The sequence below is a fragment of the Propionicimonas sp. T2.31MG-18 genome, from assembly GCF_964266745.1.
In the GTDB taxonomy this organism is placed as follows: Bacteria; Actinomycetota; Actinomycetes; order Propionibacteriales; family Propionibacteriaceae; genus Propionicimonas.
The window spans coordinates 278919-297325 of the sequence record NZ_CAXWGX010000026.1 but is presented as its reverse complement, the minus strand read 5'-3'; the positions used below and the strand labels follow the sequence as shown (position 1 = coordinate 297325).

At 71.9% G+C, this 18407-nt stretch carries 17 protein-coding genes; 2 read left to right on the top strand and 15 right to left on the bottom strand.

What is annotated here, in order from left to right:
• Positions 1-9 precede the first annotated feature (9 nt).
• Positions 10-1287 (top strand): endo-1,4-beta-xylanase, encoded by a 1278-nt coding sequence (locus ACFQQJ_RS11985; protein ID WP_377106762.1) that lies wholly within the window; start codon positions 10-12, stop codon positions 1285-1287.
• On the opposite strand, the gene ACFQQJ_RS11980 is transcribed toward ACFQQJ_RS11985, so the two are convergent.
• The 12 genes from ACFQQJ_RS11980 to aat all read right to left on the bottom strand — a co-directional run bounded on the left by ACFQQJ_RS11980 (position 1250) and on the right by aat (position 13882).
• Positions 1250-2077 carry an ABC transporter permease gene (locus ACFQQJ_RS11980; protein WP_377106761.1) on the bottom strand — a complete coding sequence of 276 codons (828 nt, stop codon included), beginning with the start codon at positions 2075-2077 and terminating at the stop codon, positions 1250-1252. The genes ACFQQJ_RS11985 and ACFQQJ_RS11980 overlap by 38 nt on opposite strands.
• The gene (locus ACFQQJ_RS11975) at positions 2074-3006 is read right to left on the bottom strand and encodes an ABC transporter permease (RefSeq protein ID WP_377106760.1); all 933 of its coding nucleotides are present in this window, start codon (positions 3004-3006) and stop codon (positions 2074-2076) included. The genes ACFQQJ_RS11980 and ACFQQJ_RS11975 overlap by 4 nt, the downstream gene beginning before the upstream one ends.
• Positions 2999-3919, bottom strand: coding sequence for an ABC transporter ATP-binding protein (locus ACFQQJ_RS11970; RefSeq protein ID WP_377106759.1), 921 nt, complete (start codon positions 3917-3919; stop codon positions 2999-3001). The genes ACFQQJ_RS11975 and ACFQQJ_RS11970 overlap by 8 nt, the downstream gene beginning before the upstream one ends.
• Before the next feature lie 90 nt (positions 3920-4009).
• Positions 4010-5347 carry a DUF4921 family protein gene (locus ACFQQJ_RS11965; protein WP_377106758.1) on the bottom strand — a complete coding sequence of 446 codons (1338 nt, stop codon included), beginning with the start codon at positions 5345-5347 and terminating at the stop codon, positions 4010-4012.
• 45 nt (positions 5348-5392) lie between these two features.
• Complete coding sequence (locus ACFQQJ_RS11960) at positions 5393-6004, bottom strand: GNAT family N-acetyltransferase (protein WP_377106757.1); 612 nt, start codon at positions 6002-6004, stop codon at positions 5393-5395.
• 68 nt (positions 6005-6072) lie between these two features.
• Positions 6073-6885, bottom strand: a complete 813-nt coding sequence (locus ACFQQJ_RS11955; RefSeq protein WP_377107058.1) for an HAD family hydrolase — start codon at positions 6883-6885, stop codon at positions 6073-6075.
• Between the two features lie 113 nt (positions 6886-6998).
• The gene (serS, locus tag ACFQQJ_RS11950; protein WP_377106756.1) at positions 6999-8267 is read right to left on the bottom strand and encodes a serine--tRNA ligase; all 1269 of its coding nucleotides are present in this window, start codon (positions 8265-8267) and stop codon (positions 6999-7001) included.
• Between the two features lie 449 nt (positions 8268-8716).
• The gene (gene pheA / locus ACFQQJ_RS11945) at positions 8717-9631 is read right to left on the bottom strand and encodes a prephenate dehydratase (protein WP_377106755.1); all 915 of its coding nucleotides are present in this window, start codon (positions 9629-9631) and stop codon (positions 8717-8719) included.
• A 67-nt stretch (positions 9632-9698) separates the two neighbouring features.
• Positions 9699-11279: a polyprenol phosphomannose-dependent alpha 1,6 mannosyltransferase MptB gene (gene mptB / locus ACFQQJ_RS11940; RefSeq protein WP_377106754.1), complete on the bottom strand. Its 1581-nt coding sequence runs from the start codon at positions 11277-11279 to the stop codon at positions 9699-9701.
• 112 nt (positions 11280-11391) lie between these two features.
• Positions 11392-12255 (bottom strand): hypothetical protein, encoded by an 864-nt coding sequence (locus ACFQQJ_RS11935; RefSeq protein ID WP_377106752.1) that lies wholly within the window; start codon positions 12253-12255, stop codon positions 11392-11394.
• 81 nt (positions 12256-12336) lie between these two features.
• Positions 12337-13200, bottom strand: a complete 864-nt coding sequence (locus tag ACFQQJ_RS11930) for an Fpg/Nei family DNA glycosylase (protein WP_377106750.1) — start codon at positions 13198-13200, stop codon at positions 12337-12339.
• Positions 13193-13882 carry a leucyl/phenylalanyl-tRNA--protein transferase gene (aat, locus tag ACFQQJ_RS11925; protein ID WP_377106749.1) on the bottom strand — a complete coding sequence of 230 codons (690 nt, stop codon included), beginning with the start codon at positions 13880-13882 and terminating at the stop codon, positions 13193-13195. The genes ACFQQJ_RS11930 and aat overlap by 8 nt, the downstream gene beginning before the upstream one ends.
• 167 nt (positions 13883-14049) lie before the next feature.
• On the opposite strand from aat, the gene ACFQQJ_RS11920 reads away from it, so the two are divergent.
• The gene (locus ACFQQJ_RS11920) at positions 14050-14733 is read left to right on the top strand and encodes an EcsC family protein (RefSeq protein ID WP_377106747.1); all 684 of its coding nucleotides are present in this window, start codon (positions 14050-14052) and stop codon (positions 14731-14733) included.
• 7 nt (positions 14734-14740) lie between these two features.
• Here the strand turns inward: ACFQQJ_RS11920 and alr are convergent, their stop codons facing one another.
• The 3 genes from alr to ACFQQJ_RS11905 all read right to left on the bottom strand — a co-directional run bounded on the left by alr (position 14741) and on the right by ACFQQJ_RS11905 (position 18405).
• Positions 14741-15868, bottom strand: a complete 1128-nt coding sequence (alr, locus tag ACFQQJ_RS11915) for an alanine racemase (RefSeq protein ID WP_377106746.1) — start codon at positions 15866-15868, stop codon at positions 14741-14743.
• Entirely contained in the window at positions 15868-16701 is an 834-nt protein-coding gene (locus ACFQQJ_RS11910) for a sulfurtransferase (RefSeq protein ID WP_377106745.1), read from the bottom strand. Before ACFQQJ_RS11910 ends, alr begins: the two co-directional genes overlap by 1 nt.
• Positions 16702-17025: 324 nt before the next feature.
• Positions 17026-18405 carry a dihydrolipoamide acetyltransferase family protein gene (locus ACFQQJ_RS11905; protein WP_377106744.1) on the bottom strand — a complete coding sequence of 460 codons (1380 nt, stop codon included), beginning with the start codon at positions 18403-18405 and terminating at the stop codon, positions 17026-17028.
• Between the last annotated feature and the right edge of the window lie 2 nt (positions 18406-18407).

The following is an 18407-nucleotide window of genomic DNA, read 5'->3' as shown; positions in this document are numbered from 1 at the left end:
GTCTTCAACGTGCAGCAGGTCAGCGCGCCGGACACCACCCCGGCCCACCTGGTGGGGCAGGCCGTCGTGCAGGTCGTGGACGGGGAGGGTCGCCCTCTCTGCGGCGCCGACGTCATCGTGGCGCAGCGCCGCCACGACTTCGCCTTCGGCAACATCGGCTTCGACCTGGTCGATCTCGCCAACGGTCATCCGTCCGACGGTGACGACGAGCTCGCCCGACAGTGGCTGGAGCTGTTCAACACCGCCACGCTGCCGTTCTACTGGCGGGACTTCGAGCCCACCCCCGGCGCGCCGCGCACGGCGGAGTTGCAGGCAGCCGCCCGCTGGTTCGCCGGGCACGGCGTCCGGCTCAAGGGCCACCCGCTCGTCTGGCACACCCTCGCGCCACGGTGGCTGCTCGACCGGCCCGTGGCCGAGGTGGAGCGCCGCCTGCGTGAGCGCGTCCGGCGGGAGGTCGGTGACTTCCGTGGCCTCGTCGACACCTGGGACGCGATCAACGAGGTGGTGATCCTGCCGGTGTTCACCGCCGAGGACAACGCCGTCACCCGCTTCTCCCGTGCCCGGGGACGCTTCGCCGCCGTCCGGCTGGCCTTCGAGGAGGCCCGCGCCGCCAACCCGGCGGCCACCCTGCTCATCAACGACTTCGACCTCTCCAGCGCCTACGAGTGCCTCATCGAGGGGCTGCTCGAGGCCGGGGTGCCGATCGACGCCATCGGGCTCCAGACCCACATGCACCAGGGCTACCGCGGCGAGGAGGAGGTGCTCGGCATCGTGGAGCGGTTCGCCCGGTACGGGCTGCCGCTGCACTTCACCGAGAGTTCGCTGGTCTCCGGCGAGCTCATGCCCGCGCACATCGTCGACCTGAACGACCACGTCGTCGACTCCTGGCCCAGCACGCCCGAGGGCGAGGCCCGCCAGGCCGACGAGCTGGTGCGCCACTACCGCAGCCTGCTCTCCCATCCGGCGGTCGAGGCGGTCACCTACTGGGGCATCACCGACCGCGGCGCATGGCTCGGCGCCCCAATCGGGCTGGTCCGGGCGGACGGCACAGCGAAGCCCTCCTTCCACGCGCTGCGGGACCTGCTCAAGGGCCAGTGGTGGGTCGCGCCCACGCCGGCCCGCACCGACGCGGACGGACGGCTGGGCGTCCGCGGCTTCCGCGGGGAGTACGCCGTGTCACCGGCCGCCGCTCCCACCGCGTCCGCCCCGTTCCGGGTGGACGCCGGCGAGCAGGCCCGGCGCGTGGTCCTCAGCGCAGGAACAGCGAGCGCAGCCGCCGGGTCGTGAACGCGACGCCCAGCACGGACATCACCAGGAAGTAGCTCAGGTGCACGGCGGTGCTGGCCTCGAAGTGGCCGACCGAAAGTTGCCTCATCAACTCCACTCCGTGCCACAGCGGCATCGCCATGACGAACCACTGCACGGCCTCGGGGAAGACGCTGATCGGGAACAGGGTCGACGAGAACAGGAACATCGGCAGCAGCACGATGTTGATCCAGTCCATCTGCTGGAAGGTCGTGAAGTAGCTGGTCACCGCCATACCGAGGGCCGCGAACCCGAGGGCGATCAGGAGCGCGACCGGGATCATCGCCAGTGCCCACCACGACGTCGCCAGGCCAAGGACCGCGATCACCCCGGTGAAGCCGACGGCGTAGAGGAAGCCCCGGAACAGTGCCATGAAGATCTCCCCCGCCGCCACGTCGAGGGGCCCGAGCGAGGTGGCCAGCATGCCCTGGTAGAGCTTGGCGAACCGCAGCTTGAAGAACACGTTCCAGGTGGAGTCGTACAGCGCCCCGTTCATCGCAGAGGACGCGAGCAGCGCCGGCGCGATGAACGCCGCGTACGAGATCGGACGCCCGCCAGGACCGGCCACCGTGCCGATCAGTCCGCCCAGGCCGATGCCCATGCTGAGCAGGTAGAACACCGGCTCGAAGAAGCCGGACACCATGATCACCCAGTTCTGGTTGCGGATCACCGCGAACCCGCGCTCGATCACCGCTCCGACGTTCCCCGAGGAGTTGGCGGCGAGCCAGCCCCGCACCGCCCTCGGGGCGGCCACCCTGGTGGAGACGCTCATCGGGTCAGCCTCCTGCGGAAGTTGCGCACCGCGAGCGTCGCGCCCACGGCCAGCAGCGCCACGAGGAAGCCGACGTGGAGCGCAACCTCCGCACCGCCCAGCGGCAGCCCGAAGCTCACCGCCCGCGACAGCTGGGTGCCGTGCCACATCGGCGAGATCCAGCCGATCCACTGCAGGTAGGCCGGCATCGTCTCCAACGGGTAGAACGTGCCGGCGAACAGGAACATCGGCATGAGCACGAACCGCTGGATCATCGAGAACTCGAAGCCCTCCTCCTCGCGGGTGGCGGAGAACGCCATGATCGGGGCGCCGAGGGCCATGCCGCCGAGGGTCGCGATCGGAATCATCAGCCACGACCACGCGGGATCGGTCGCGCCGAGCAGGACGAGCACCAGCCAGAACAGCGTCGCCTCTGCCGCCATCCGGATGCCGACGGCCACCAGTTCGCCCGCGGCCACCTGGCCCGGCGTCGCCGGCGACGTGCCCCGCGCGAAGTACAGCTTGCCCCACTTGAAACCGTCCAGCACCGGCCACATGAACTCGTTGCCTGCCGACATCACCACGGTGCTCACCAGCAGTCCGGGTGCGACGAAGGTCAGGTACGGCACCCCGCCGATGCCACCGGACGCGCCGTCGACGAGCGTGCCCAGGCCCACCCCCATGGCCACCACGTAGAGCAGCGGCGTGAGCCCGGCGTAGCCGACAACGGTCGTCCAGTAGGCCTTCATGGAGGCCAGCCGCCACTCGGCCTGGAACCACCACCCCCACCGCCGCACGAGCGCCGCCTGGCGTCCGGCACCGATCGCCCGGCCGGTGTAGGCCAGGTCGTTGGAGTCGACGAGCTCGGACGACACCCCCCGCGGCCGGCCGCGGCCGCGGAGCGGGGAGTCCTGACGAGGAGTGAGGGAGGAGCCCCGGGAGTCAGTCAATGAGGCTCCGTCCGGTGAGCCGGAGGAACACGTCCTCCAGCGACGAGCGCCGCACCAGCGAGGTGAGCGGCGTGAGCCCGGCGTGGCGGACGGCCTCCAGGGCGCGCTCCCCGTCGTCGGTGTAGAGCAGGACGCGGTCGGGCAGCGGCTCGATGCGGTCGGCGAAGGCCCGGAGGCGGTCGACGAGGGCGGCGTTGCGGTCGGATCCGAACCGCACCTCCAGCACCTCGCGGGTGGAGAAGCGGCGGATCAGGTCGGCCGGGCTGCCCTCGGCCACGATCCTCCCGTGGTCCATCACCACCAGCCGGTCGCAGAGCTGCTCGGCCTCGTCCATGAAGTGCGTGGTGACGATCAGCGTCACGCCCTGCTCCTTGAGCCGGAACAGGCGGTCCCACAGGATGTGGCGGGCCTGCGGGTCGAGGCCGGTGGTGGGCTCGTCGAGCAGCAGGATCCGCGGCTCGTTCACCAGTGCCCGGGCGATGGTGAGGCGTCGCTTCATGCCGCCGGAGAGGTTGTCGACCTTCTCCCCGGCCTTCTCGGTGAGCTGGGCGAACTCGAGCAGTTCATCGGCACGCGGGCGCAGGTACCGGTACGGCAGGCCGAAGTAGCGCCCGTACATGATCAGGTTGTCGCGGGTGCGCAGCTCGTTGTCGAGGTTGTCCTGCTGCGGCACGACGCCGAGGCTCGCTCGCACCTCCGGCCCGTTGACCTCGGGATCGAGGCCGTTCACCAGCAGCGTCCCGGACGAACGCAGGCTGGTGCCGCCGATCATCCGCATCGTCGTGGACTTGCCGGCGCCGTTCGGCCCGAGCAGGCCGAAGGACTCCCCGGGGCTCACCTCGAAGGAGATCGCATCCACGGCCCTCAACTCGCCGTAGGTCTTGGTGAGTTCGCGGGCTTCGATCACAGGCACCCGGCCACCTTAACCACCGGCTCCGACACCGCGCACGTCCCGGGATCTCCCCCTGCCTGGGCCGGGTCCGGGCTCCTCCTTCGGGGTTCTTCAGGAGCGGTTGGCCCGGTACCGCAACGAGTTGGGCCGGCAGGGGCACTCGGTGGCGATGCGCATGTCGGCGATCGCGCGCGCGTCGCGCAGGGCGAACAGCTGCGGCACCACCCGATCGCGCAACCCGTAGGGGTCGATCGTGTTCAGGTAGATCTTCGTCGCGCCCTCGAAGCCGGCGATGGTCGAGGTGCGCCACTTCAGCATGACCCGCCACGGCATCGCCAGGTCGGTGTCGACCGGACGGTAGTGCCACTCCTCGTTGCAGGGCACCGCCACCCCGGTGGCTGCGTGCATGGCATGCACCATGTCGGACATCCCCCGCATCTCCTCCGGGGTGTGGTTCCACGGGTCGCACGCCTCCGACTTCGAGTACACCTCGATCGTGGGGTAGCGGTGGCCGAAACCGGCGAACGCCACCGCGTGGTCGTTCTCCGCGATCACCAGGTTCTTGTAGCTGGCGTAGTTGAGCCCGTACTCGTTGTAGATGTTGGGGTTGCCGCGCAGCCGCTCCATCGCCAGCTCGTGCTGCACGCCGCGCTCGTCGATCGCCACGAGCTGCTTGTGCAGGTGGTCGAACGACGCCCCCGCCGGACGCAGCCAGTTCTGGAAGACCGCGACATAGCGGGCGTACCGGTTCAGGTCGAACAGCGCGGCCACCGATTCCGCGGTGAACGCCATGAACTGGGAGTGCTCCTCCGGCGTCAGCGTGCCCGAGGCGCACAGCTGGGTGTTGTCCGTGGCGCCGTCGACGAAGTGGCGCCGGGCGACGATCACGTCGTGCCCACCTCCGAAGAAGCCGGACGCCGCCTCGAGCTGGCCGTCCTCGCCCATCGCGTCGATGGCGGCGTCGCTGCGTCCACCGGCCCGGAGCTTGCTGCGCACGACGGCGAGGACGTGCTGCCTACCTGCCGGGGAGGCCAGGTAGGCGGACTTGCGGTCACGGACGCGCGCCGGCAGTTCGTAGCCGTAGTTCGCGTGCCAGTAGTCGTAGGAGAGGATCTCGAACAGGTTGGGGATGCGCCGGAACTCGGCCACGGTCGACTCGAGGTCCTCCGCGGCGACGCGGTAGCGCGTCTCCCACGAACCGTCGGGAAGCCGCACCACCCGTGACTTCTCCGGCGGCGTGTCGAGGTAGCGTCCCTCGCAGAACGCGCAGTGGCGGCCGTGCTGTGCCGGGTCGATCGGCACCGGGTCCGGCAGCACGACGCCGAGGGGACGGTTGCCGCGCCCGGCGACCGTCCACACCTCCGTCCCGCTGAACGGGTTGAGCTGCTTGACCGTGCCGTCCTTCAGCTGCGTGAGGAACTCCGGCTCACGCAGGTAGGGATGCACCACCCTGGACCCCCCTGTTTCGATGTACCGGATCAGGGTAGACCCGGATCACGGCTTGTCGGGCGCAGGTTCGCCGATGCCTGCGCGCGCGTCCTGCTCGGCGGGCGCGGCCCACTCGCCGGCCAGGACGGCGTAGAGGTACGTGTCCTGCCACTCCGGGGCGCCGTCGGGCGCGGTGGCGAAGCTGGCGTTGGCGCGCAGGTGGCCCTCCCTGCGGAACCCCAGCCGCTCGAGCAACCGCCAGGACGCGGTGTTGCGCGGATCGCACTCCGCGTGCACCCGGTGCGCTCCCCACGCGCCGAAACACGTGGTGAGCAGGGCGGACGCCGCCTCGGACGCGTAGCCGTTCCCCCAGTGCCCGGGGTGGAACACGTAGCCCAGCTCCCAGGTCAGCCAGGATGCCGGCTCGTCACGGTGGAGCCAGAGGTTGCCCACCAGGGGGCCGCCGGCCAGGCAGACAGCCCAGAAGTCCGGGTCCGCGGCCCGCTGGGACGCCAGGAGCGCGCAGTCGTCGGCACCCTGCACCGGATAGGGCTCGAAGCGGACGGCCTCCGGGCGCGACAGGTAGTCGTGCAGGGCCGGTCCGTCGGACGCCCGGAACCGCCGCAGCAGCAACCGGCGCGTGTGCAGCTCCTCGTCCACCCCCACCCCCGGGCGCATCGCCCGGCGACGTCCGCCGGGACGATCCCACCCTAGGGCGTGGGTCGCGGGCGTGGGGGCGCGCCGGCTCAGGAGGCCAGCACGCTCAGTTCGCGCGCCGCGCGCCGGGCACGGGTGCCGAACCAGCGGTCCAGCTCCCTCGCGGTGCCCCCTTCGGCGAAGGGGGCGGTGACGTGGTCCGCCGCCGCGCGCACCTCTGCGGACGCGTCGCCGAGGGCGACGCCCCGTCCGGCCCAGGTGAGCATCTCGATGTCGTTGCGACCGTCGCCGATCGCGAGCACGTCACCGGCGGTGAAGCCGAGCCCGTCGACCACGTCGGCCAGTGCCGAGGCCTTGTTCACCCCTTCGGGGGCGATGTCGAGCCAGGCGCTCCAGCCCACGAAGTAGCTCACCCCGTGCAGTCCGAGCCGGTCGGCCAGCCGGATGAACTCCTCGTCGGAGGCGTTCGGGTCGCGCACGACGATCCTGGTGACATCGCTGCCCGCCAGTTCCTCGACGCTCACCTCCTCGATCACGCCGGAGAGCTCGTCCTCGGGGAACTGCTTGGTGACGCGGTACCCCTGGCCGACCACCTCGGCCGCGAGGGCAGCCGTCGGGTGCTCGCGCAGCACCTTCTCGACCACGTCGGACGGGTCGAAGGTGACCACCTGTTCGAGTTGGAAGGGCGGGAAGGTCACCGTCACCGCCCCGTTGGACGCAACCGCGGGGCCCGAGGGCAGCCCGAGTTGCTCGAAGACCGGGCGGGTGGCATGCCAGCTGCGCCCTGTCGTAAGGACGACCGGAACCCCGGCGTCCACCACGCGTCGAACCGATCGACGCACCTCGTGGGGTAGCACTCCCTCGTGGTCGACGAGCGTCCCGTCGATGTCGAGTGCGACCACCTGCGGCCTCCAGGCCGCCATTTCCTGTGTATTCATCTGGGTTCTACGGTAGCTCGCCGCCATGACAGGGCGGTGAACACCACACGAACAGTGCTCACGCCACGGGCCGAACCTCAGGGACGCAGGTACTCCAGGCCGCCCAGGAACGGACGCAGCGCGACGGGGACGTAGATCGAGCCGTCGGCCTGCTGGTGGTTCTCCAGCAGCATGATGATCATCCGGGTCATCGCGCACAGGGTGCCGTTCAGCGTTGCGACAGAGCGGACGCCGTCCGCGTCCCTCAGGCGGATGTTCAGCCGACGTGCCTGGAACTCGGTGCAGTTGCTGGTGGAGGTGATCTCGCGGTACTTGCCCTGGGTCGGCAGCCAGCCGTAGCAGTCGTACTTGCGGGCGGCGCTCAGGCCGAGGTCACCGGAGGCGACCTCGAGCACCTGGAACGGGATCTCCAGCGCGGTGATGAAGTCCTTCTCGAAGCCGAGCAGCTTCTGGTGCTCGGCGTGGGCGTCCGCCGGGTCGCAGTAGACGAACATCTCGACCTTGTCGAACCAGTGCACGCGGAAGATGCCGCGGGTGTCCTTGCCGTAGGAGCCGGCCTCACGCCGGTAGCAGGGGCTGTAGCCGACGTAGTGTCGCGGCAGCGTGGACGCCTCGAGGATCTCCTCGGAGTGGTACGCGGCGAGCGCCACCTCGGACGTGCCGACGAGGTAGAGGTCGTCGGCCGGCAGGTGGTACACGTCCTGAGCAGCCTGGCCGAGGAAGCCGGTGCCCTCCATCGCTGAGGGCTTCACCAGCGCCGGCGGCAGGATCGGGGTGAAGCCCCAGCCCATCGCCTTGGTGAGCGCGAGGTTGATCAGCGCCAGCTCGAGCTGGGCGCCCACCCCGGTGAGGAAGTAGAAGCGGGAGCCGGAAACCTTGGCGCCACGCTCCATGTCGATGGCCCCGAGCAGTTCACCGAGCTCGAGGTGGTCGCGGGGCTCGAACCCCTCGGACGCGAAGTCGCGCGGCGTCCCGATCGTCTCCAGGACGGCGAAGTCGTCCTCGCCGCCGCGCGGGACGTCGTCGAACACCAGGTTCGGCAGCCGGCCCATCAGGTCGTCGTACGCGGCGGCCGCGGCGTCCGCGTCCGCCTGTGCGGCCTTCACCTGGGCGGAGAGCTCCTTCGTGCGGGCCAGCAGCGCCGCCTTCTCCTCGCCCTGGGCCCTGGCGACCTGGCCACCGAGCTGCTTCTGCTCCGCGCGCAGGGTCTCGAACGCGACGATGGCCGCCCGGCGTGCCTCGTCGGCCGACACCAGCTGGTCGACCAGTTCCACGGACTCCCCGCGCGCCTCCTGGGAGCGCCGGACGAGGTCGGGATCAGTGCGCAGCAGCTTCGGGTCGATCACGAGGCGAAAGCCTATCGCCCCGCACGAGCGCGGCCCGCGTCCGCCCGCCCACGGCCCTCCCTCCCGCGTTTGCTGCCGAGTGCAACTCTCGCTACCGGAATTCCGGTAGCGAGAGTTGCCTTCGGCAGCGAGAGCGCGGCGGGTCGCGGGAGTCGGCGTCGGCAGCACGTGTGGGTCGGCAGCACGTGTGGGTCGTCCGGTCGGCGGTGGCCACGCTGCCCGCGCCCCGCTCGAGGGCCAGCCTTGCGGCCGAGGGCCAGCACCTGGGGTCGAGCCCTCGGCGACAAGGCTGGCCCTCGCTGACCAGACGGCCGAGCTGCCGGGTGGACGGACTGCAGCGCCGGGTGGACGGACTGTAGCGCCGGGTGGACGGGCAGTAGCGCCGGGTGAACCGACGGTGGCGCCGTGAGGGCCGGGGCCGGCCAGTGTGCGGACGGAGGGCCGGACGGCTACTCGTCCTCGGGGTTCACCAGGGACGCGTACCACTCGCGCGCGGCGCGGAAGTCCTGGTCGGTGAAGCCGCGGGCCACCTCGGGACGGATGCCGTCGGCACGGGCATACGAGCCGAGGAAGATCACGTCCTCGCAGATGCGGTGCAGGCCCTGCATGGCCTCGGCCATGCGCGGCTCGCGCATGTGGCCCTCCGCGTCGATGCTGAAGCAGTAGTTGCCCATCCCGGTCTTGGTGGGACGCGACTCGATGCGGCACAGCGAGACACCGCGGCCGGAGAACTGCTCGAGGATCTCCAGCAGGGCACCGGCCCGGTCGGTGTGCATGTAGGCCACCAGCGTCGTCTTGTCCGCCCCGGTCGGACGCGGGGGCTCGGTCGGCCGGCTCACGAGCACGAAGCGGGTGACCGCGGAGCTGTTGTCAGAGATGCCGTCCACGATCGGCACCAGCCCGTACAGCTCCCCGGCGACCTGCCCGCAGATGGCGGCGTCGTAGCCGGAGGCGGGGTCGGAGACCGCCTGCGCGGCCGCGGCGTTCGAGCCGCCCTCCGTGACCACGGCGTCCGGCAGGTTCGCGGCCATCCAGAAGCGCGTCTGGGCCGCGGAGTGTGGGTGGGTGACTACGCGGCGGACGTCGTCGAGCGTGGTCCCCGGGCGCCCGTAGAGGCCGAACTGCACCGGCACGAGCACCTCGCGGACGATCATCAGCCGCTTGCCCGCCGCGAGCGCGTCCAGGGTGGCAGAGACGCCGCCCTCGACCGAGTTCTCGATCGGCACCATCGCCGCCTCCACCTCACCGGAGCGGACGGCGTCCAGCGCGAGCGGGACGCTGGCGTAGGCGATCGCCGGCTCCTCGGAGAGGGTCAGCAGGGCCTCGTGGGTGAAGGTCCCCGCGGGGCCGAAGTATCCGAGCACGGCGCTCAGCCTAGGGTGCTCCGTACGGCGTCCGGAACAGGCGTCCGCAACGGGCGCGGGCCGGGGATCAGGGCACCGGCTGGACGGACGGCGCCGGCGAGTGCCGGCGGAGCGACCAGCGGGGCAGTGTCGGCAGCTCGTGGCCCCACGTCCACCACCACCACACGATCGCCACCAGCACGGCGACCTGCGCACCGGAGCAGAGCCCGTCCCGCACGAAGCCGGCGACGTCCTGCATGGGCTTGCTGAACTCCACCGACCGGCCCGTCACGTAGGCCAGCGACAGCCACACCCCGCGCCACATCATCAGCACGTCCAGCCGGGAGGCCACCATCAGGCCCAGCGGCACCCAGGTGGTCAGGTCGTACCAGCTGAGCGTGTAGGGCGAGGTCACCAGCCAGGACGCGGTGAGGATGACGGCCGTGCGCACCGCGATGGTCAGGGGGTCGCGCCGCGGGTCCTCGTGGTCCGGGACGCCGGGCACCAGCCGCCACGGCAGCACCCGGGACAGCATCCACGCGACGGCCACCATCAGGCCCCACCCGGCCCAGCCGATGAACCCGCGCGAGGACGGGTCCCCGATCACCTGGGCGAGGGGCCACTGCAGCCACGGCGCCCAGGAGCCGGCCGAGATGTAGCCGGTGTTCCGGCTGGCCGCGAGCAGGGCCCGCGGCACGATCAGGCCGTAGCCGATCGCCAGCGGGATGGCCGCGCCGACGAACAGCTGCACCAGCTTCCGCCAGTCACGCCGGTAGCCCCAGGCCATGGCGATGCCGTAGAAGACCAGCGAGACCTTGACCGTGCCCGCGATGCCGATCCCGATGCCGGCCAGGAACGGGCTCCGGCGGATGAACAGCAGCCCGAGGATGGCGAACACCAGGGTCAGCGCCTCGTTGTGGGCCCCGGCCAGCACCGACCAGATCATCAGCGGGTTGAGCACCGTGAACAGGATCGTCCGGGTCTGGATCTTGTGGTCGTCGCGGGCGAGCATCACGGTCACCGCACCGATGACCAGGAACGGCAGCAGCGCGAACATCTGCAGCCAGAACACGGTGTTGTGCATGTTGCCGTCGCCCAGCCACGCCGCCAGCCACTGCGAGCCGGACGCCAGCGGCCCGTAGACGCTCGGCGTGTCCTGCCAGGGACGCTCGGTCCAGATCAGCAGCGGGTCGTACTCCTGGCGGAAGATCTCGGCCGGGGTGATGTTGTACGGGTCGAGACCCAGCACCTGGATGCGTCCGTACGCGGCGTACATCAGGACGTCCGCGGAGGTCATCGGCGGCACGAGGCAGGTGAGCACGCTCAGCAGCGAACCCAGCAGGAACAGCCGCTTGTTGTTGGGGCGCCAGCCCGAGTTGACCGCCCGCCAGCAGATCCACAGACCGATGGTGCCGGCCACCAGGCCCAGCCACAGCGCGGGGACGGCCACCCACTCGTTGAGCTCGACCGTGCCGACAGGCAGGTACCACGGCGGGAGGAGGTCGACGCGCGGCCCGAGCTTCAGCGCCACCGACGACGGCCCGCAGACGGCGACGGCCAGCGTGACCACCGACGCCGCGACGATCAGGGACAGCCCGAGCACGGGGTTGTGCGTCCACGGTGCCCGGAGCATGCTGCGCAGCCGCTCCCGCACCCCCGCCACCGCCACCTCGTCTCCTCGAATCGCCCGTCGTCGCCAGCAGGCTACCCGTACGAGATAACGGTGGGGTCTCGAGGCTGGACGGTGTCAGCCGGGCCGCGCCGTCCCGCGATGTGGAGGGTCAGCCGTCCTGGCCGGAGTCGCGTTGCTGGGCGAGGTGCTTGGCACCCTGCTCGACGACGATCCGCACCAACTGCGTGCCGGGGACGAAGATGTTCACCGCCTCCACGCCGACGTCGAGCAGGAAGCGGGGGTCGAGGACCTTGCCCAGGTACTGCTCGAACGTCGCGCCGTCGGGACGGATCTCGCCGGTCAGGCCGTCGAACTCCATGACGGCCTCCTTGCCGCCGTGGCGGTAGCGGAAGGCGTACACCGGCCGGTAGACGAGGTCGACCACGTCGACGCTCACCCGCTCCTCCAGCACCCGGTCGGCGTCGATCTTGCCGATGGCGGACGACACCACCTCGCGCACGAGCATCGAGGCCTTGTTCTCCGGTGGCACCACCACCGTGCCGTTCCGGGCGGCCTCGGCCAGCGCCTCCGCGTCCAGCGCGGCGCCGGGGAACTGCAGGTAGGCGGCCAGGGCCGGGTTCTCGGCACGGCTCAGCCCGTCGAAGAGGTACTCGCGCGTCGTCTCGTCCCGGCAGGACTCGACGCCGGACAGCCGGAGCCGGCCCTGCTCGGCCGCCACCGTCTGCCCCAGCAGCTCCACGCTGCGGACGCTCGGCGCCACGGCGACGGTGTAGGAGCGCGCCCGCTCGTACTCGGCCACCGCGACGGCGTGCAGGCGCCAGAACGGCTGCAGGCGACGCTCGCGGTACACGCACTCGTAGTCCTCGGACGCGGCCCGGTTCAGCAGCCCGCCGAGCTTGGCGACGGTGCCGAACGCGTCCGCACGGCGTGACCAGGCGCGTCCCTCGGCATGGTCGAGGCTGAACCGGTCGGTGAGCACGACGATGCGTTCCTCGGCGATCTCGACGTCCATCCCCGCCCCCCCCACAGTGGTGTGGGCGCCAGAGTAGGCCGAAGCACCCCGCCTTGCACAGGGGATTGTTGCCCCCGGCGGCTACTTCAGCAGCCGCGAGAGCCGGCGGTCGGCGAGCGGTTTCCCCCCGGTCTGGCAGCCCGGGCAGTACTGCAGCGAGCGGTCGGCGAAGGAGACCTCTGCGATGGGGGTTCCGCACACCGGGCAGGGCTGGCCGGTCTTGCCGTGCACCCGCAGGTTCAGCTTCTTGTCGCCCTTGAGTTCCCTGGCCGCGAGCCCCGCCGAGCGGGCCACGGCATCGGCGAGTTCGGTGCGGATCGCGGCGTACAGGGTGGCGCGCTCGGCGTCGTCCAGGCCGTTGGACGGCTTGAACGGGCTGAGTCGGGCGGCGTGCAGGATCTCGTCGGAGTAGGCGTTCCCGATGCCGGCGATGATCCGCTGGTCGCGCAGCACCCCCTTGAGCTGGGCGCGTCCGGCGGCCGAGAGGATGCCGTCCAGCGTCTGCGCCGTGAAGTCGTCGCCCAGCGGGTCCGGGCCGAGCGTGACGATCCCCGGGACCTCGTCGAGCGCGTCGACCACGTACAACGCCAGCCGCTTCTGCGTGCCGGCCTCGGTGAGGTCGAACCCGGTGTCGTCGTCGAACACCACCCGTGCGGCGAGGGGCCCCCGTCCCGGACGCGCCGGCGCCACCGGCATGGCGTCCTTCCAGGTGAGCCAGCCGCCCCGGGCGAGGTGGAACACCAGCCACAGCCCGCCGATCGAGAGGCAGACGAACTTGCCGCGGCGCTCCACCCCGTCCACCTCGAGGCCGTTCAGGGCGCTGAGCGGGATCCGGAAGGTCTTCAGCGCCGTGAAGGCGGCCAATTCACTGCGGGCGACGGTCTTGCCGACGCAGGCGTCGGCGAGGAAGCCGCGCAGGGCCTCCACCTCCGGGAGCTCAGGCATGCGTCTCCTTCCTCGGCCAGGCGGGCTCCGGCACGGCCAGCGCCTCGGCCAGCAACGCGAGGTACTCCTCACGTTCCACCTCGATCGCGCCCAGCCCCGACAGGTGCTCGGTCTGCCACTGGACGTCCACGATGCGCTCCTCAGCATGCTCGTCGGACAGCCGTTCGACCAGGGCGAGAAGGGCCACCTTCGACGCGTCCCTGCCGTGCACCGGATCGTGGAACATCGACTCGCCGGCGAACAACCCGCCGAGCGACACCCCGTACAGGCCGCCCACCAGGCGCCCGTCGGCGTCCCACGTCTCCACCGAGTGGACGCGGCCCCGCTCGTGCAGCGACGTGTACACGCGGCGGATGTCGGCGTCGATCCACCCGTGCGGGCGTCGCGGGTCCGCGCACCGGCTCAGCACGTCGGCGAACGCCGTGTCGACGGTGGTGGTGTAGCGACGGGCCGACTTGCGCAGCGAGCGTGTGACGCGCAGGGCGTCCAGCGGCAGGACGCCGCGCTGCACCGGCGACCACCAGCCCATCTGCCCGAAGCCGGAGTCGTGCAGCGGCATCGGGAACACGCCCTCGCTGTACGCGGCCAGCACCAGGCCCTCGTCGAACTCCGACGAGAACGCGATCAGGTCCTGAGCGGGCCACTCCTTCGCGGGCCCGAAGATCCCCGGGCGTCGTGCCATGGCCCGATTCTGCCAGCCGCTCCCGACACCGCCGCTCGGCGCGGGTACGTTCCGACTCGATCGCGGCACCGGTCGGGGACGAGCCCGGGTGATTCCGGGGCCCGCGCCGCAGACGCGCGCGGCGCGCCGACCTAGGCTGGTCGCTGTCGAGCGAGAGGGGACGGCCGATGGCGAACGCCGCCAGTGACTTCGGCAAGCAACTGGTCACCCGGACCCCGGAGGTGGCCGGCGGCCTGCTGCGCAGCATCGTGGACTTCGCGATCGACGGCAGCCCGGCGTTCCCCGGCGCGAAGGCCACGGCTGCGCGCTCGCTGCAGTCCAAGGCCGACCGCGAGGGCGCGATCGACGCGCTCGTCCGCTACCACGTCAGCATGGCGTCGGCGCAGGGCTTCATGACCAGCGTCGGCGGGCTGCTCACCCTCCCGGTCGGGCTGCCGGCCAACATCGCCGGGATGGCGGTGCTCGGCGTCCGCATGATCGCCGCGATCGCCCACCTGCGCGGCTACGACGTCGACGACCGCCGCGTCCGCGCGGCCCTCACCCTCGCGATGCTGGGCGACGACGAGGTCCGTCGCCTCGTCGCGGACGGCAAGCTGCCGTCCTCACCGCTCGCGGTGGCGACAGCGCCGGTGTTCGACCCGGCGCTGGAGAGGACGATCAGCGAGCGCGTGATGGGTTCGCTCGCCGGACGCATCGGTGGCAAGCACGTCGCCGTGGTCGTGGTGCGACGCATACCGCTGGTCGGCGGAGGCGTCGGCGCGGCGGTGGACGGCTGGCTCACCTTCGGCCTCGCCGCCTACGCCCGGCGGGAGTTCATCCCCCGCCACCAGGCGTCCATCCCGCGCCAGTAGGGCGCCGCTACCCGACGGTCTCGCGGCCCACCCGTCGGGTGATCAGGCAGGTCACCTCGTAGGGGATCGTGCCCATGAGCCCGGCGATCTCGGACGTGGTGATCTCGTCGGTGCCGCTGCGTCCGACCAGGACCACCTCGTCGCCGACCGTCACGTCCGTGTCAGGGCCGAGGTCGATCATGGTCTGGTCCATGCACACGCGGCCGGCGATCGGGTACGAGCGGCCGCGGACCAGCATCCGTCCCCGGTTCGACAGCAGCCGCGAGTAGCCGTCGCCGTAGCCGACAGGGACGGTGGCGATCCAGGTGTCCCGGGGCGCCGTCCAGGTGCGCCCGTAGCCGACCGTCTCGCCGGCGACCACGCGCTTCACGAAGCTCACCCGCGTCCGCCACTCCAGCGCGGGCAGCAGCGGCACGGTCCGGGCGGCCTCCGGGTCGGGGTAGGCGCCGTAGATCATGATCCCTGGCCGCACGAGGTCGAACCACGTGTCGGGGTGGCCGAGCACCGCACCGGAGTTGGCGAGGTGCTTCAGCGGGACGGGCCCGCGCGCCGCCTCCACCTCGCGGGCGGTCCGGGCGAAGAGCTCGACCTGGCCGCGCGTGAACTCCTCCCCGCGCGGGGAGTCCGAGATCGGCAGGTGCGAGAACAGCCCCTCCAGCAGGACGCCGGGGGTGGCGTCCACCCGTTGGGCGAGGGAAGGGGCGAGCTCCGGCTCGCAGCCGATCCGGCGCATCCCGGTGTCGACCTTCAGGTGCACGGACGCGGTCGTCCCGAGCGCGGTCGCCGCGGCGCCGGCCTCGAGGATCGAGTCCTCGTCGACCACGCAGAGCGTGAGCCCGGCGGCGACGGCCGCCGCGACCTCCTCGCCCCGGGCGACGGAGAGCTTGAGCACGGGCAGGGTGATGCCGGCGGCGCGCAGTTCGAGCCCCTCGCCGACGGTGGCGACCCCCAGCCAGTCGGCGGCGCCCGTCCGCTCGATCATGCGCGACACCTCGACCGCGCCGTGGCCGTACGAATCCGCCTTCACCGCGGCCAGCACCGCGCGTCCGCCGACACGCGCACGCACCGCGCCGAGGTTGGCGCGGAGGTGGTCGAGCCGCGTGGTGGCGATGCTGGACGTGCCCGGCGCGACCATCACTCCACCCCGGTGGCGACCGGACGGTCGGGATCGCTGGACCACCCCGACCACGACGCCGGGTAGAGCGCCGCCTCCACGCCGAGGCTGGCCAGGGCAAGGACCACCTGGGCCGCCGAGACGCCCGAGCCGCAGTACACGGCCACGGGACGCCCCTCGGGGAGGGCGAGCAGGTCCGCGAGGGCGTCCGGCCGGGGGAGGAGCCCGTCGGCGTCCCAGAAGCCGGTGACCGGGCGGTTCACCGCCCCGGGGATGTGGCCGGCCCTCGGGTCGATCGGCTCGACCTCGCCGCGGTAGCGCGCGGGGCCGCGGACATCGATCAGGACGCCGTCGAAGGCGGCGACCTCGTCAGCGTCCAGCATGGGCAGGTGACCGGTCGTCAGCAGGAGCGGCCGCCCGGGGGCCGCGTCCGGCTCGTCGGTCTCGAGGCCGCGTCCCGACGCCACCCAGGCGGGCAGGCCACCGTCGAGTACCCGGACGTCGAGCCCGGCCCACCGCAGCACCCACCACGCACGGCCCGCGGCGAAGCTGCCGGGCTCGTCGTAGACGACGACCGGACGGGAGGGGTCGACGCCGAGGGCGCCCAGGCCGGCGCCGAGCTGGTCGGCGTCGGGGAGCGGGTGGCGTCCCCGCGTCGGGTCGGTGGTGGGTCCGGTGAGTACCGCCTCGAGGTCGAGGAACCGGGCACCCGGGAGGTGGCCCTGCAGGTAGCGGCCGAAGCCGCTGCCGGGCTGCTCGCCGAGCGTCCAGCGGACGTCCAGCAACTGCGCCCCGGCCTCGAGGGCCGCCGGGAGCGCGTCGACGGGGATCAGCACATCGTCACGTGTGGACACGCCCTGAACTCTAGAACCCCCGCCGCCGGCTCGCCGTCCGTCCCTGCGGGTGACTGCCGGCCCCCGGCCCCGCCCCGCGCTCGCCCCCGACCGCCACTCCCGCCAAGACCGCGTTCGCTCCCGATCGCCACTCCCGCCCCGCGTTCGCCCCCAATTGCCACTCCCGCCCCGCGTTCGCCGCCGATCGCCACTCCCGCTACCGGAATTCCGGCAGCAAAGGTTGCACTCGGCAGCGAACGCGGAGAGGGACGGGCGGTCCCGGGCTCCGCGCGCCCCCCGCGCCAGGGGCGGGGTGGGCGGACGGTCGCGGACCGCCCGAGCAGGTCAGAAGAGCAGCGCCAGGGCGGGGTCGGACATGATCGTCGAGACGTCGGCGAGGAACTTCGAGCCCATCTCGCCGTCGACGAGGCGGTGGTCGAAGGTGATCGTCACGGTGCACACCGAGCGGGGCTCGATGCGCTCGTGCTCGCCGGTGCCGACCACCCACGGCTTGCGCCGGATCGTGCCCAGGCACATGATCGCGGCCTCGCCCTCGTTGGGGATCGGGGTGCCGCCGTCGACGCCGAAGACGCCGATGTTCGTGATCGTGAAGGTGCCCCCGCTGAGCGCGGCCGGCGGCACCTTCCCCTCCCGCGCGAGCGGCACCAGGTCGTTGACCGCCCGGGTGAGCTCGAGCAGGTTCATCCGGTTGGCGCCCTTGATGTTCGGCACGAGCAGTCCGCGCGGGGTGGCCGCGGCGATGCCGAGGTTCACGTCCTGGGGCAGCACGATCTCGTCGGAGGCCGCGTCGTAGCGCGAGTTCAGCTCGGGGATCCGCTCGATCGCCAGGCAGGCGGCCTTCGCGAACACCGCCAGCGGGGAGACCCGCAGGCCGGTGAAGTCCCGGCGCCGCTTCAGCGTGTCGATGAGCTGCATCGTGGCGGTGACGTCCACCTCGACGAACGCGGTCGCCTGCGGGACCGCGAGCGAGGCGGTCATGCTGCGGAACATCTGCCGTCTCACGCCCTTCAGCGGGATCCGACGCTCGCCGTCCTGCGGCACGGAAACCGCCCGCGCGGGTGCCGAACCGCCGCCGGCGGCAGCGACGACGTCGTCCGCGGTGATCGTCCCGCCCGGTCCGGTGGGTGCAACCGTGGCGAGGTCGACCCCGAGGTCGCGGGCGACACGGCGGACGGGTGGCTTCGCGCGCGGCACCGCTGCGGGCTCGACGGCGGCGACCGCTCCCTGCGCGGGAGCCGGCTCGACCGCGGGAACCGCCACGGTGGCCGGCGCAGCCACGGCCGGGACGGACGCGGCCGGCGGCGCGTCCGCGACCTGCCCCTTGCGCGGACGGCGGGTCGCCGTCCCGGACTTCGCCCCGTAGCCCACCAGCAGTGCCTCGGACGCCGGGGACGCCGGCGCCACTGCCGGCGGGGTGGCCGGGCCGGCGCCGCTCGTCGCGGGCGAGGGGACGGACGCGGACGCCTCGTCCGGCCGGCCGATGCGGATGATCGGGGCGCCCACCTCGACGGTGGCGCCCTCGTCGGCAAGGATCGCCAGCACGACGCCGGCGTACGGGGAGGGCAGTTCGACCAGCGACTTGGCCGTCTCGATCTCGAGCAGGATGTCGTTCACGGCGACGGTGTCGCCGACGGCCACCTTCCACGACACGATGTCGGCCTCGAGCAGTCCCTCACCGGGGTCGGGCAGCTTGAACTCGTTCATGT